This is a genomic window from Halomonas sp. GFAJ-1, from assembly GCA_002966495.1.
Taxonomy (GTDB): Bacteria; Pseudomonadota; Gammaproteobacteria; order Pseudomonadales; family Halomonadaceae; genus Vreelandella.
In genome coordinates this window covers 427,204-440,765 of record CP016490.1, presented here as the reverse complement: position 1 = coordinate 440,765, position 13,562 = coordinate 427,204, and the positions used below count along the sequence as shown (strand labels likewise).

12 protein-coding genes and 1 pseudogene are annotated in these 13,562 nt (G+C 52.7%); 10 read left to right on the top strand and 3 right to left on the bottom strand.

The window, feature by feature from the left end:
* Positions 1-104 precede the first annotated feature (104 nt).
* The 10 genes from BB497_01915 (at position 105) to BB497_01870 (ending at position 9,004) form a co-directional block, all read left to right on the top strand.
* Positions 105-1,157, top strand: a complete 1,053-nt coding sequence (locus BB497_01915; GenBank protein AVI61552.1) for a riboflavin biosynthesis protein RibF — start codon at positions 105-107, stop codon at positions 1,155-1,157.
* Positions 1,141-3,996, top strand: a complete 2,856-nt coding sequence (locus BB497_01910; protein AVI61551.1) for an isoleucine--tRNA ligase — start codon at positions 1,141-1,143, stop codon at positions 3,994-3,996. Before BB497_01915 ends, BB497_01910 begins: the two co-directional genes overlap by 17 nt.
* Positions 3,989-4,522: a signal peptidase II gene (locus BB497_01905; protein AVI61550.1), complete on the top strand. Its 534-nt coding sequence runs from the start codon at positions 3,989-3,991 to the stop codon at positions 4,520-4,522. The genes BB497_01910 and BB497_01905 overlap by 8 nt, the downstream gene beginning before the upstream one ends.
* A 54-nt stretch (positions 4,523-4,576) precedes the next feature.
* On the top strand, positions 4,577-5,020 hold the full coding sequence (locus BB497_01900) for a peptidylprolyl isomerase (protein ID AVI61549.1): 444 nt from the start codon (positions 4,577-4,579) through the stop codon (positions 5,018-5,020).
* Positions 5,021-5,075: 55 nt separating this feature from the next.
* The gene (locus tag BB497_01895; GenBank protein ID AVI61548.1) at positions 5,076-6,056 is read left to right on the top strand and encodes a 4-hydroxy-3-methylbut-2-enyl diphosphate reductase; all 981 of its coding nucleotides are present in this window, start codon (positions 5,076-5,078) and stop codon (positions 6,054-6,056) included.
* Positions 6,057-6,199: 143 nt separating this feature from the next.
* A complete protein-coding gene (locus BB497_01890; GenBank protein ID AVI64224.1) occupies positions 6,200-6,532 on the top strand; it encodes a type IV pilin in 333 nt (110 codons plus the stop codon).
* A complete protein-coding gene (locus BB497_01885) occupies positions 6,533-6,943 on the top strand; it encodes a pilus assembly protein PilV (protein ID AVI61547.1) in 411 nt (136 codons plus the stop codon).
* 12 nt (positions 6,944-6,955) lie between these two features.
* Positions 6,956-7,414 (top strand): prepilin-type N-terminal cleavage/methylation domain-containing protein, encoded by a 459-nt coding sequence (locus BB497_01880; protein ID AVI61546.1) that lies wholly within the window; start codon positions 6,956-6,958, stop codon positions 7,412-7,414.
* A 23-nt stretch (positions 7,415-7,437) separates the two neighbouring features.
* On the top strand, positions 7,438-7,932 hold the full coding sequence (locus BB497_01875; GenBank protein ID AVI61545.1) for a hypothetical protein: 495 nt from the start codon (positions 7,438-7,440) through the stop codon (positions 7,930-7,932).
* A 49-nt stretch (positions 7,933-7,981) separates the two neighbouring features.
* Complete coding sequence (locus BB497_01870) at positions 7,982-9,004, top strand: tryptophan--tRNA ligase (protein ID AVI61544.1); 1,023 nt, start codon at positions 7,982-7,984, stop codon at positions 9,002-9,004.
* A gap of 92 nt (positions 9,005-9,096) precedes the next feature.
* Here BB497_01870 and BB497_01865 read toward each other — a convergent pair whose 3' ends face one another.
* From BB497_01865 to BB497_01855, 3 genes and pseudogenes are all read right to left on the bottom strand, one after another.
* Entirely contained in the window at positions 9,097-9,996 is a 900-nt protein-coding gene (locus BB497_01865) for a Na(+)-dependent transporter (protein AVI61543.1), read from the bottom strand.
* Positions 9,997-10,050: 54 nt separating this feature from the next.
* Positions 10,051-10,425, bottom strand: coding sequence for a hypothetical protein (locus BB497_01860; protein ID AVI61542.1), 375 nt, complete (start codon positions 10,423-10,425; stop codon positions 10,051-10,053).
* Between the two features lie 189 nt (positions 10,426-10,614).
* Positions 10,615-13,201 (bottom strand): annotated as a pseudogene (locus BB497_01855) (diguanylate cyclase).
* Positions 13,202-13,562 lie beyond the last annotated feature (361 nt).

Below are 13,562 nucleotides of genomic sequence, written 5' to 3'. Positions count from 1 at the left end.
GTTAAGATGAGAGTGAAGGTAATCTTCGCCTGCACCTAATCAGCGCCTTCGTTATAATCAAACGCTTTTAAACGGCAAACGCTTTTAAAACGGCAAGAGGTGCCATGCGCGTCATTAGAGGACTGCACAATCTGACAGCGGCTCAACGTGGCTGCGTTGCGACTATCGGTAATTTCGATGGGGTGCATCGCGGCCATCAGGCGATCCTGGAACAGTGTCGTGAGCATGCTGCACGCCTGAATGTGCCGCTGACCGTCGTGGTGTTTGAGCCTCAGCCGCGGGAGTTCTTTGCCGGAGACCAAGCCCCGCCACGGCTCACCCGCCTGCGTGAGAAAGTACGCTTACTGCGTGACCACGGCGCCGAACAGGTGTTGTGTTTGCCGTTTAACGATACGCTGCGCAGCCTAACCGGACGTGAGTTTATCGATCAGGTGCTGATTGAAGGCTTAGGGGTTAAGCACTTAGTGGTCGGCGACGACTTCCGCTTTGGCTGTGACCGCAAAGGTGATTTCAACCTGCTTGAAACGGTCGGGCAAGTGGCAGGGTTTGGCGTTGAGCATACACGTACCTTTAAAGTCGATGACGAACGGGTCTCCAGCACGCGAGTACGTACCTTGCTGGCAAGCGGAAACTTTGACGCGGTCGCGCGTCTACTAGGCAGGCCTTATTCGCTGCATGGTCGTGTGGTACGCGATCAGCAGTTAGGGCGCACTATTGGTGTGCCCACCGCTAACCTGCCGCTGATGCCTCTGCCGTTAACGCTGCGTGGCGTGTTTGCTGTGGTGGCCGAGCTGGCTAATGGACAGCGCTACCCCGCGGTGGCGAATGTCGGGCTTAGGCCGACGGTGGGGGCTGAACGGCCCACGCTGGAAGTGCACCTGTTGGACTACTCCGGCGATCTTTACGGCCAGCGGTTGACGGTTTACCCCTGTGCAAAGTTACGCGGGGAAGCGAAGTTTGACAGTTTTGACGCGCTAAAAACGCAAATTGAACACGATCAGGCCAGAGCGCGCCGCTATTTCGCGGCAGCGGATGCTGGTTGCATGAATTCTCTTCCGCTGGCCTCGGCCCCGCTTGGGCGTGAGTCGATGTCTTCAAATACGATTTCTTCTGATTTCTCTTCGGCGGATGACCCCGCCGATGCTAACGACGGCTGACCGGACTATGGATTATAAGCACACGCTAAACTTGCCAGAAACCGACTTTCCCATGCGCGGCATGCTGCCGAAGCAGGAGCCAGGGCGCGTTTCAAAATGGCAGGATATGGACCTATATCAGCGCCTGCGCGACACTCGGGCAGGCGCGCCGCTGTTTGTTCTGCACGATGGCCCTCCTTACGCCAACGGCAGCATTCATATCGGTCACGCCGTTAATAAAATCCTCAAAGACATTATTGTTAAATCCAAGAACCTGGCAGGTTTCGACGCACCTTACGTGCCGGGCTGGGATTGCCACGGTCTGCCCATTGAGCACAAGGTAGAAACCACCCACGGTAAGCACTTAGCTGCGGATAAAGCCCGCGAGTTGTGCCGTGACTACGCCGGTGCCCAGATCGAAACCCAGCTAGCTGACTTTGTGCGCCTGGGGATTATCGGTGACTGGCATCATCCGTATCGCTCGATGGATTACGCCAACGAAGCAGGCGAAATTCGTGCGCTGGCGGATATGGTCGATGCGGGCTACGTGTTCAAAGGCTTAAAGCCGGTTAACTGGTGCTTTGATTGCGGCTCGGCCTTGGCAGAGGCGGAAGTTGAATACGCCGATAAAAAATCGGACGCTATCGACGTGGCTTTCCCCGTAGAAGATGCCGACAAACTGGCAGCGGCCTTTGGCCTAAACGAATTGCCCAAGCCTGCGGCAGTGGTCATCTGGACCACCACGCCTTGGACAATTCCCGCTAACCAGGCGCTGAACGTTCACCCTGAGTTTACCTACGCGCTAGTCGACACTGGCGAACGTCTGCTACTGCTCGCAGAAGAGTTGGTGGAAAGCTGTTTAGAGCGTTTTGGGCTGACCGGTAGCGTTATCGCTACTGCCCAAGGTAAGGCGCTGGACCTGATTAACTTCCGTCACCCGTTTTACGATCGTCTTTCGCCGGTGTATCTAGCGGACTACGTTGAGTCTGAGGTAGGCAGCACGGGCATCGTTCACTCCGCGCCGTCCTACGGTATGGATGACTTCATCACCTGCCGCGAGCATGGCATGAGCTTTGACGACATGCTCAACCCGGTGCAGGGTAATGGCGTGTATGCGGATGACCTGCCGTTCTTCGGCGGACAGATGATCTGGAAAGCCAACCCGCATATCGTCGAGAAGCTGAGCGAAGTGAACGCGCTGATGGCGCATACGCCCATCAAGCACAGCTATATGCACTGCTGGCGCCATAAATCACCGGTGATTTACCGTGCTACCGCCCAGTGGTTTGTGGGCATGGATATCAAAGGGAAAGATGGCAAAACCCTACGCGAACGGGCATTGGAAGGCATTGAGGCCACCGCGTTTACCCCTGCATGGGGGCAGGCGCGTTTGCATAGCATGATTGCCAATCGTCCGGACTGGTGCATCTCTCGCCAACGCAACTGGGGCGTGCCGATTCCGTTCTTCCTGCATAAGCAAACCGGCGAGCTGCACCCCAATACAGTTGAACTGATGGAAGAGGCGGCCAAGCGCGTAGAGCAAGAGGGTATTGAGGCGTGGTTTAAGCTCGACCCTGCTGAGCTCTTGGGTGCTGAAGCGGATGAGTACGACAAAGTCACCGATACCTTGGATGTCTGGTTTGACTCTGGTACCACGCACCGTCATGTACTGCGCGGCTCGCACCCCCATGGCCATGAAAGCGGTCCGCGTGCTGACCTGTACCTGGAAGGGTCGGATCAGCACCGTGGCTGGTTCCATTCGTCGCTACTGACCGGCGCAGCGATTGACGGCCATGCGCCGTACCGTCAGCTGCTGACCCACGGTTTCACGGTCGATGCCCAGGGTCGCAAGATGTCGAAGTCGATTGGCAATGTGGTTGCGCCGCAAACCGTAATGGATAAGCTGGGCGCAGACATTCTGCGCCTGTGGACTGCCTCGACCGACTACTCCGGTGAAATGGCGGTGTCTGATGAAATCTTGAAGCGCACCGCCGATGTGTACCGCCGCATCCGTAACACCGCACGCTTCTTGCTTTCTAACCTGAACGGTTTTGATCCGGCGAAAGATCAAGTGGCCTTTGGCGATATGCTGGCGTTGGATCAGTGGGTAGTCGACCGCGCGGCACAACTACAGGGGCGCATCGAAAAAGCCTATGAAGAGTACCGTTTCTTGGATGTGTACCAGCAGGTGCATGGCTTCTGTGCACGCGAGTTAGGCGGTTTCTACCTGGATGTCATCAAAGACCGCCAGTACACCACCCAAACGGATTCGCTGGCCCGCCGCAGCGCGCAAACGGCGCTTTATCATGTGGTCGAAGCGCTAAGCCGCTGGGTTGCCCCAATTCTGTCGTTTACCGCCGAAGAGATTTACGAGCATATTCCCGGCGAGCGTGGCGACAGCGTCCTGCTGGAAACCTACTACACCGGTCTTGGAACCTTAGATGATAGTGCTGAGTTAGGCCGTGCTTTCTGGGAGCAAGTGCTGGAAGTGAAGCACTCGGTGAACAAGTGCCTGGAAGATGCCCGTAATGCCAAAGTCATCAAAGGTAGCCTAGCGGCGGAAGTCACGCTTTACGTCAGCGATGAACTGAACGCCACGCTTGCCAAGCTGGGCGACGAGTTGCGCTTCGTTATGCTCACCAGTGAAGTACATCTCGCACCGCTAGCGGATGCCGCCAATGCTGAAAGCACCGAGCTTGAAGGTTTGAAAGTGGCGGTTAGCGGAAGCGAACACCAGAAGTGCGAGCGCTGCTGGCACCACCGTGCTGATGTAGGCACTCATACTGAGCATCCGGATCTATGCGGTCGCTGCATCAGCAACCTGCCTGAAGGTAGCGGCGAGATTCGTTACTATGCCTAATGCCGCATCAACGATGAACGATCAACAGCAGCGGCCGCCCATGGGGCGCCCGCTGCGCTGGCTTTGGCTGGCCGTGGCAGTCATCGTGTTGGACTTGCTGACCAAATATATGGCTAGTCACTTTTTAAACTACGCCCAGCCCGTTGAGGTGCTGCCATTTTTTAACCTGACGCTACTGCATAATCCAGGTGCTGCGTTTAGCTTTTTGGCAGACCACCCCGGCTGGCAGCGCTGGTTTTTTGCCACGGTTGCCGTAGGTGCCAGCATTGGTTTGACCATCTGGCTTTCCCGCCTGAGGGCCGATGAAAAACTGTTAGCGATTGCCCTGCCGCTGATTATTGGCGGTGCCCTGGGTAACCTCTATGACCGCTTAGTACACGGCTACGTGGTGGACTTTTTATCGTTCCACGCTGCTGGCTGGTATTACCCTGCCTTTAATGTGGCGGACATCGGTATTACGCTGGGGGCAATAGGGTTAATTTGGGAGTCGATAATGGGTGATCGACGCCGCAAAAAAGCGGCGTAACGGCGCCTATCTATATCGCTGATACAATCTTTGCATACGACCGTGAGGAACGTTATGGATTACCTGATCGACGACGGTATGGAAATTACCCTGCACTTCACGCTGAAGCTGGAAGACGGCACGGTAGTCGATTCCACCAAAGAGAAAACCCCTGCCACCTTCCAGTATGGCGATGGCAACTTGCCGCCCGGCTTTGAGCACCCGATTAAAGGCATGGCCGCTGGTCAGAGCGGGTCGTTTCAGATTACCCCTGAGCACTCTTTTGGGCAGCATAATCCGCAAAATATCCAAACCCTGAAGCGTGCTGATTTTGGTGATGAAGAGCCAGAGATTGGCATGGTGATGTCCTTTGCCGATAAAGCGGGAACGGAGTTGCCTGGCGTGGTCAAAACCATTGACGGTGACCGAGTAGAGGTTGATTTTAATCACCCATTGGCGGGGCGTACGTTGACGTTTGAAGTGGATGTGCTAAACGTTACGCCCATCACCAAACACTGATTGTAATAACGAGTTTTCACTTAACCGGCGATGCAGGTTGCATCAAGGCGCTTTTATGCAGTCATCAGAGTCCTCTCAGCCAATACAGATTAAGCTGGCGAACCCACGCGGGTTTTGCGCTGGCGTGGATCGTGCGATCGACATCGTCAACCGCGCGCTTGATGTCTTTGGCCCGCCCATTTATGTGCGCCACGAGGTGGTTCATAACCGCTTTGTGGTTGAAACCTTACGCGAGCGGGGGGCCGTGTTTGTCGAAGAACTCCATGAAGTGCCCGATGACGTGATCGTGATTTTCTCGGCCCACGGTGTTTCTCGTGCCGTACAACAGGAGGCTGAGCAGCGCGGCCTTAAAGTCTTCGATGCGACCTGCCCGTTGGTTACCAAAGTGCATTTGGAAGTGCTGCGCTACGCCAAGCGTGGACAGGAGTGCATTTTGATTGGTCACGAAGGCCATCCGGAAGTCGAAGGTACCATGGGGCGTTACGATACCTCCCACGGTGGCCAGATCTACTTGGTTGAAGATGAGCAGGATGTGGCGAAGCTAGGGGTCAACGACCCTTCTACGCTGGCGTTTGTGACCCAAACCACGCTCTCGATGGACGACACTGCTAAAGTGATCGACGCGCTACGGGAGAAATTCCCAGAGATTCAGGGGCCGCGCAAAGATGATATCTGTTATGCCACTCAAAACCGCCAGGATGCAGTGCGCGAATTAGCGGCGGATAGCGACTTGGTCTTGGTCGTTGGCAGCCCCAATAGCTCCAACTCCAATCGCCTGCGCGAACTTTCTGAGCGTATGGGCACGCCTGCCTATTTAATCGATAATGCTGACCAAATTGAGCCAGCATGGCTTGAGGGCGTTAGCCGTATTGGCGTAACAGCGGGTGCCAGCGCGCCAGAAGTATTGGTGAAAGGCGTCATTGATAAGCTGCAAACGCTTGGCGCAGAGGTACCTGTTGAACTCCAGGGGCGTGAGGAAAATATTACTTTTTCTATGCCTAAAGAGCTGCGTGAGCAAGTGATTGTAAGCGGGTGATGCAAACGGTATCGGTTTACGACATACTCGAAGTATGATTTAGCCGATTCAGGAAAACTTCAGTGCTCTATCTTTTTATTCGTTACGCTGGTCATCAAAGAAAAAATCATAAAAATCATCAGCGCGGTTTTACACTGATTGAAATGCTTATTACGGTTGCGATTATTAGCATCATCGCTGGCATAGGCTATCCAAGCTATATGCGCTACGTGGAAAGCTCGTTACGCACCGATGGTAAAGCAGGCTTGTTGCAAGCCGCTTCCGAGCTGGAGCGTTGCTACTCGCGCCAATATACCTATACAGACTGTACTATTACGCCCACCTCACCAGACGGTAATTACACGATTTCGGCAGACTCTGGCAGCGTTAATGACGGTGGTTTTCTAATTACCGCTACCGCTTCACGCTCTGATGGTTGTGCTAGCGATATTACATTAAACGCACTGGGTGAGCGTTTGCCTGAGGCGTGTTGGTAAATGAGTCGTCAACAAGGCTTCTCACTGGTGGAGTCGCTTGTTGCGCTGGTGATTCTTTCCGTTGGACTGATCAGTGTGGCGGCTATGCAGCTTAAAGCGCTACAAAGTGCCCACTCGGGTTATCAGCATGCGTTGGCTAATGTGGCTGCTATTGATGCCCAGGAAAGAATTTGGGCGGCTTTTGCGGGTAGCGGTGCATGCAGCGATATCCCTCTTAGTACCGTAGAGTCCGCCTGGAAAAATCACTGGTTCACTCATCCAGAAACGGCGGTGCTTACTCATGCAGATGCATCACGCAGTCAGCTATCTGGCCTTGGGTGTCAGTTTACTATCACCGTTTATTTGTTAACGGCGGCGAATGATGATGCTGGTGAATTAGTTTATAACTTTAGTTTACCCTCCCAATCGTAAGGTGGCGTGCTCATGGATGTGCAGCGCGGTTTTACGCTAACAGAGTTACTGGTAGCCATGGTGATTAGCAGCGTGGTTATTCTTGGCGCTGGCCAACTATGCTTATCAACTTTCCACGTTTTTAGGCAGATAGATACGCTGGGTCGCCAACAAGAGGCCCTGATTTATACCGCTGCTACGATAGCGGACACCTTAAGAAGTCATCATGCTATTGAAAATGATGAAGAAGCGCTGTTTCGCCTGCAGTGCGATACTGTCGAGCCCCTTTGCCGCTGTACCGTTCAAGATATGCAGGCAGCAGAGCCGCTAGTGACGTTTGTTAAATTAGGTGGAGGCCAGTGTGAAAGAACACAATCACTAGGGATTGCTGAGCCGAGTAATAGCGTAATGAGCGTCGTGACTCTACCCCTGGGGCCGGAAGGGCGTGATATCTACTTCCATATTACTCACCGCAACAGCATACTAAATTAGGGTGATCAAGGGAGGCCTCAGGCATGGAGAGCCAACAGCAGGGCGCTGCGCTAGTGGTAGTGATGGCACTATTAGCGAGTGCATTGATGATAGGCGTGGTCAGTATGCAGACGGCTTTGGTTGACGAACGTTTAGCCAGTAATTATCGCGCTGCAACGCTAGCGCAAATGCGGGCTGAAATAGCCGCTTCTCAAGCAATAACACGCTTCAATAGCCTTGCATGGGATGATCCACCCCTAGTTAGTAACGAACGAAGCATACATTGGGAAGATTATGCCTCTCACAGTGCAACTACTATTCTAGATAGTGGCTGTCCGCAGAAGTCCTGCTTATTAATTCCCGTTGAGCGCGAAGGCCAGCCATGGGTAATGGCTCTCGGTGCAGTTATACAAATAACTGAAAGTGGTGCTGAAGCACTGCTAGCACAAAGTCTACCTATCTTTATTCGCCTTGAAGAGATTGAATCAAATGAGGAAGTAATCACTCCACCAACAAACGCGACGGTGATTTGGCATTAAGTGTACAATGACGTACCTTTTTTGACCTTTATTTAGCCGGATCCACATTATGAGTCAGACAGCCAAAACCCGCGTGCTGACCGGGATTACCACGACAGGAACGCCGCATCTTGGTAACTATGTGGGGGCGATTAAGCCTGCCATTGAGGCCAGCCAAGACCCGAATGTTCAGTCGTTCTATTTCCTTGCTGATTACCATGCGCTGATCAAGTGCCAAGACCCTAAGCGCGTGCAGGAGTCTCGCCTGGAGATCGCCGCGACGTGGCTGGCGTTGGGGCTGGATACCGACAATGCTATTTTTTATCGGCAGTCGGATATTTTAGAAATCCCTGAGCTGATGTGGATGCTCTCTTGTGTCTCTGCCAAGGGGTTGATGAACCGTGCCCACGCCTATAAAGCGGCGGTTGCTGAGAATGAAGCGGCCGGTGATCAAGACGCCGATAAAGGCATCACGATGGGGCTGTTTAGTTACCCCGTGCTAATGGCGGCTGATATCCTCATGTTTAACGCCAATAAAGTACCGGTAGGGCGTGACCAAATTCAGCATATTGAAATGGCGCGCGATATTGGCAATCGCTTTAATCATTTGTTTAAAGGCCAATATTTTGTGCAGCCTGAAGCTGTAGTCGATGAAAAAGTGGAAGTGTTAAAAGGGCTGGACGGGCGCAAAATGTCCAAAAGCTACAACAACACCATTCCGCTTTTCTCTGCCGAGAAAAAGCTACAAAAGCTAGTGCGTAAAATTAAAACCAACTCGCTGGAGCCCGGCGAACCCAAAGACCCGGATACCTGCACTCTATTTCAAATATTCTCTGCCTTTGCTAGCACTGAAGAAGTAGCCGCTATGCGCGGGCAGTATGCAGAAGGGATCGGTTGGGGTGATGCCAAAAACCACGTATTTGAGTACCTAAACGCGCATTTAAGTGCACCTCGTGAGCGGTATAACGCACTGATGGAAGACCCCGCTCATATTGAAGCTGTGCTTCAGAAAGGGGCCGAGCGTGCCCGAGAAGAAGCAGCAGTGACGATGGATCGTTTGCGTTCAGCGGTAGGGCTGGGTCGGTTTATCTAACGTTTTAGTAGCCGTCAGCGAGTAGCATGCGGCCATTAATCACAAGGCTCTTCCCCTAGGGGGAGCCTTTTGCGTATAGCGCAGCGGCTAATCTACGTGTTGTTCGCTGAGCGTATAGACGCGGTGCGCTGGCGGTCTCGCCATAGGCAGGCGAACATCCATAAAAACACCGGTACGTTCATTAATAGCCCATAAAGCAGGGGAACCAAACCGATGCCGGGCTGCTGAAGCAGCGCAAAAGCGACCATCATAGCTACCCCCGCATTTTGCACGCCAACCTCAACAGTAATGGCGCGGGCACTGGCATGTGGTAGGCGTAAGCGGCGTGCCACTTGGTGGCCCAACGCCATGCTCAACACGCACAGTAGCAGCACCGCCAATGTTTCAACGCTGAGCAGCGGGGGTAGGCGCTGAGCATGGCTAACGAACAGCGCGACCACCACCCCAATCATCGCCACGCCAGTTAACATCTTTATTTTGGGCAGTAGCCAGTTCAGCAGTGTTTCCTTTAGTAAGCATCGCAGGAGCATGCCCGCGAGCACAGGCACCAGGGTCACTAGCAGCAGCTTGCCTACGGTTGGCCAGTAGGGGAGGCTTAGTCCGGCACTGCTTAAGCCGAGAAACTCTAGGTTCCAGCCCATAATCAACGGCAGCGTAAAGGGGGCAAGTACCGCCGCAATGGCGGTTAAACTGACGGATAACGCTAAATCTCCCTGTACGAGATAGCTGAACATGTTTGAAGTTGCGCCCCCAGGCACCAGCGATACCAGCAACAATCCAGCCGCGGCTAACGGCGAAAGCGGTAGCAAGGCTACTATGCCCCATGCGAGCAACGGCAATGCCAGTATCTGTAGGCTGGTGCCTAGCATTAAGCGGCCCGGGTGGCGACAGGTGTGTAGAAAGTCGTTTTTAGTCAGATTCAGGCCCATGGTCATCATCACACCGGCCAATACCCAGGGAAGCACTACTTGGGACAACCACTCCGATAACATAGCAATTCCTTAAAAATAGGACAGGCGAAAAGCTTATACCCTCTTAACACACGCTTACCAAGGCACGCTGCGGCGCCCGGTTTGAAACGCCACTACCTTTTGATAAATATCTTTCGCTCGTTCAATCGCGTCTTGTTCCATCTCATCGGTGGTGATAGCTCGGTTGCCACTGCTTCCGTTACTTTTAAGTAGCGTCTGAACATCGGCGCGGTAGCGCTCCAGAAGGTGTTCCAGATTGGTGAGGGTGGCCTGCAGTTCCAGCGTGAATGCTCGACGCTGTTCTAAACGGGTATGTAAATCGTTAGGGTTCTTAGCCGTATCAATCAACGCATCTAGCGTGTTATTAACTAGTTTTTGCGCCCGGTGCAACCGGGGGATAATAATGTACACGACGTCGTACAGGTGAACGGGTGACGCATAATTATTCATAAGATGCAGGTGCTTATAAGCATTGAGTAGCAGGTAACGTTGGCATTTTACCCGTCCACAGCCGTTACGCTAGCGCAACCAGGTAAAAACTAAACTAAAAGAGCGCGGCGCGTTGCAGTACGCCCCTGGTTCAATATGCAGCGTAAACCTCATGTTGGTTGGAGTGACGCTCGCGGGCGATATAAGCGTTTAAGAGAGGTGTAGGGGCGCGCTCATTAATAGATCCGGAAGCTGCTGCAGTTCATGTAGCGGCATGGGGCGTGCAAATAAGTACCCTTGAAGCAGGTCGCAGTGCCTGCGTGATAAATCTTGCTGCTGTTCTGCCGTTTCAATGCCTTCGGCGACCACTATCATATCCATATGATGCGCCATGGTGATAACGCCTTGTACAATCGCCGCCATGCGGCGGTTTTTTTGAGCCTCTTGTACAAATCTGCGATCTAGTTTGACTTTATGAGTGGGCAAATCGCATAAGTAACTTAGGCTTGAAAAGCCGGTGCCAAAGTCATCTAAAGCTATACGTACGCCCATGGAAGTAAGGGTTTCCATCAGTGCAATAATGGGGCCTGTTCCGTCTAGTAGTACGCTCTCTGTTACCTCAAGCTCAAGCTGCTCCGCCTGTAATCCAGATATGTGCAAGGCGTGTTTCACTTCATTAAGAAAGCCTTCCCGGCAAAACTGTAATGAAGAAATATTAACGGCAACGGGGAGTATGCGCTCACTCTGGGCATTGAGCGCTGCTATATCCCGGCAGGCTTGCAGGAGCACCCAGCGCCCCAGGGGAATGATCTGCCCGGTTTGCTCTTAGGGGTATAAACTCACCTGGGGATACCAAGCCCAGGCTCGGGTGTTGCCAACGAACTAGGGCTTCGATGCTGCGTATGCATCCGCTGACGGCATCCACTATAGGTTGGTAGTAAAGTACAAAATCCCCAGCTGAGAGTGCGGTATGCAGCTCGTGACGCATGGCCACATTGTACTTAACGTTTTCGGCTTTACGACCCCGGTACCACTGCCACGTGTTTCGCCCCTGCCGTTTGGCTTGCTCTAGTGCTAAGTCGGCGTGTTGTAGCAAGCTGTAAGGCTCTTGAATAGAAGGCGTATGGCAAGCAATGCCAATGCTGGCGCTGATATGTATCAGCTCTCCTTCCAAGGCAACGGGTTCTGCCAGGGTGGTTAAAATACGCTCAGCTAAGCTAACAATTGCAGCGGTGTGGCCTTTTTTAACTGCTAGAAGAATGGCAAATTCGTCCCCTACCAGGCGAGCCAGCATATCTGGGTGGCTAATCATCCCTTCAAGGCGGCGGGCAACCGTTACTAATACTTGATTAGCAACTAGGTGTCCCAGCCCATCGTTAATGGCTTTAAATCCGTCCAGATTAAGATGTAGAACTGCTAAGGTGCCGTGGTTTCCCCGCTGGTGTTGCTCAAATACGGTAGATAGCTGCTCGGTAAACGCTGAATAATTGGGCAAGTCGGTGAGCAAATCATGCGTGGCCTGGTAGGCCAGTTTTGCTTCCTGCTTTTTCTCGTGCGTAATGTCCTGGTGGATGCCGATGTAGTGCGTGCATTTGCCCCCAGGGTCGAAGACGGGGCTAACGACAAGATGGTTCCAGAAGGGCTGCCCATTTTTACGGTAATGGAGCAGGGTAATACTGATATCGCGCTTTTCGCGCATCGCGTCTCGTATGGCTTCAGTCGCTTCGGGCCCGGTATCAGGGCCGCGTAGAAAACGGCTATTGTTGCCGATAACCTCGTCAGGTGTGTAGCCGGTAATACGATAGAAAGCGGGATTAGCGAAGACGATAGGCATGCCGTTTTGCTGCGCATCCACCATGATAATGCCGCTGGGGCTAGCTTCCATGCCTCTTTTTAGCAGTCTTAGTTCATCGGTTTGCTTATTTCGGGTAGTAACGTCTCTGCATACGCCATAAACACCTACAATAATGTCATCAATAATCACTGGGAAATTAGTGATTTCCAGCGAGTAGTAGTGCCCATTGGCATGCCTTCCCAGGGTTTCGTAGGTGATGGCCTCGCCACGGCAAGCGGTGTTAAACGCTTGTTGGGTTGATTCGCGAAAATTGGGCGCGATGAATTGGCTAAAGTGTAAGCCGATAAGCTCGGATGTAGCGTAGCCCGTAATGCGCTCAAGCGCGGTATTACAACGTTGAAAATGACCCTCAAGGTTGAATTCATACACACCGTCAGGGTGGTTAACAAACAGTGAGCGGTGCCATTCTGATTGCATGCGGTGCTGCTGTTTATCGCGGTGGCGCAGTAACACAAGGGCCGCGAGACTGGCGCTGTGGGCAAGATGGTTCTGCTCTTCTTGCGTGGGTGAGGCAGGGTGCCTGTAATAAGTGGCGAAGGTGCCGAGTAACTCCCCCTGAGTCGAGAGAATAGGCACTGACCAGCAGGCTCGAAGCCCCTCTGCTAAGGCTACTTCCTTAAAGGCTGTCCAGTGGGGTTCTAGGTCAATATCTTCAGTCACCACTAGCTGTTTTTCAAAAGCAGCTCTTCCGCATGTCCCCACCGCTGGACCAATCATAAGCGCTTGCATGTGGGCAGTGTAGGCGGGTGAGAAGTGGCGGTTAGCAACCAAACTTAAGGTATTGTTAGCCGGGTCAAAGCGCATGATAGAAACCAGCGCTTGGGGCAGCATACGTTCTGCCCATTCGGCTACAGCTGCCAATGTTTTAGTAAGAGGAGCGCCCGCAGCGGCGAGATCGTGGATTTCCTGTTGAGCTTCGAGTAAGGGATATTCGTGGTACATAAAATGCCCCGGGTATTTAAAATCTAATGATTTTCATTGTTATAGATGCTGGCTGCGGAAACCACGATTAGCATCATGTAATTAAGCCTAAAGAATGGCAATCAAAAAAGGTTAATAATGTTTAATTTAGTTGCTTTGGACGAATTGTTGATGGCGTTTTTCCTTGTTTTAAGAATGAGATAATTAATCATCAAGGAGTATTAAAAGGAGTTGGGCGAGGTGAGAGCATGCCCCAAAGCTACCTAGCCCTAAAAAACTTGTTTCGTCATACTGCCTCAGAACGCTAATTTTTAATATGTGGCAGGTAGTTATGGAGCGCTATGGCAACGCTATAAAAGGCTTATCGGTACGCGAAAATCGT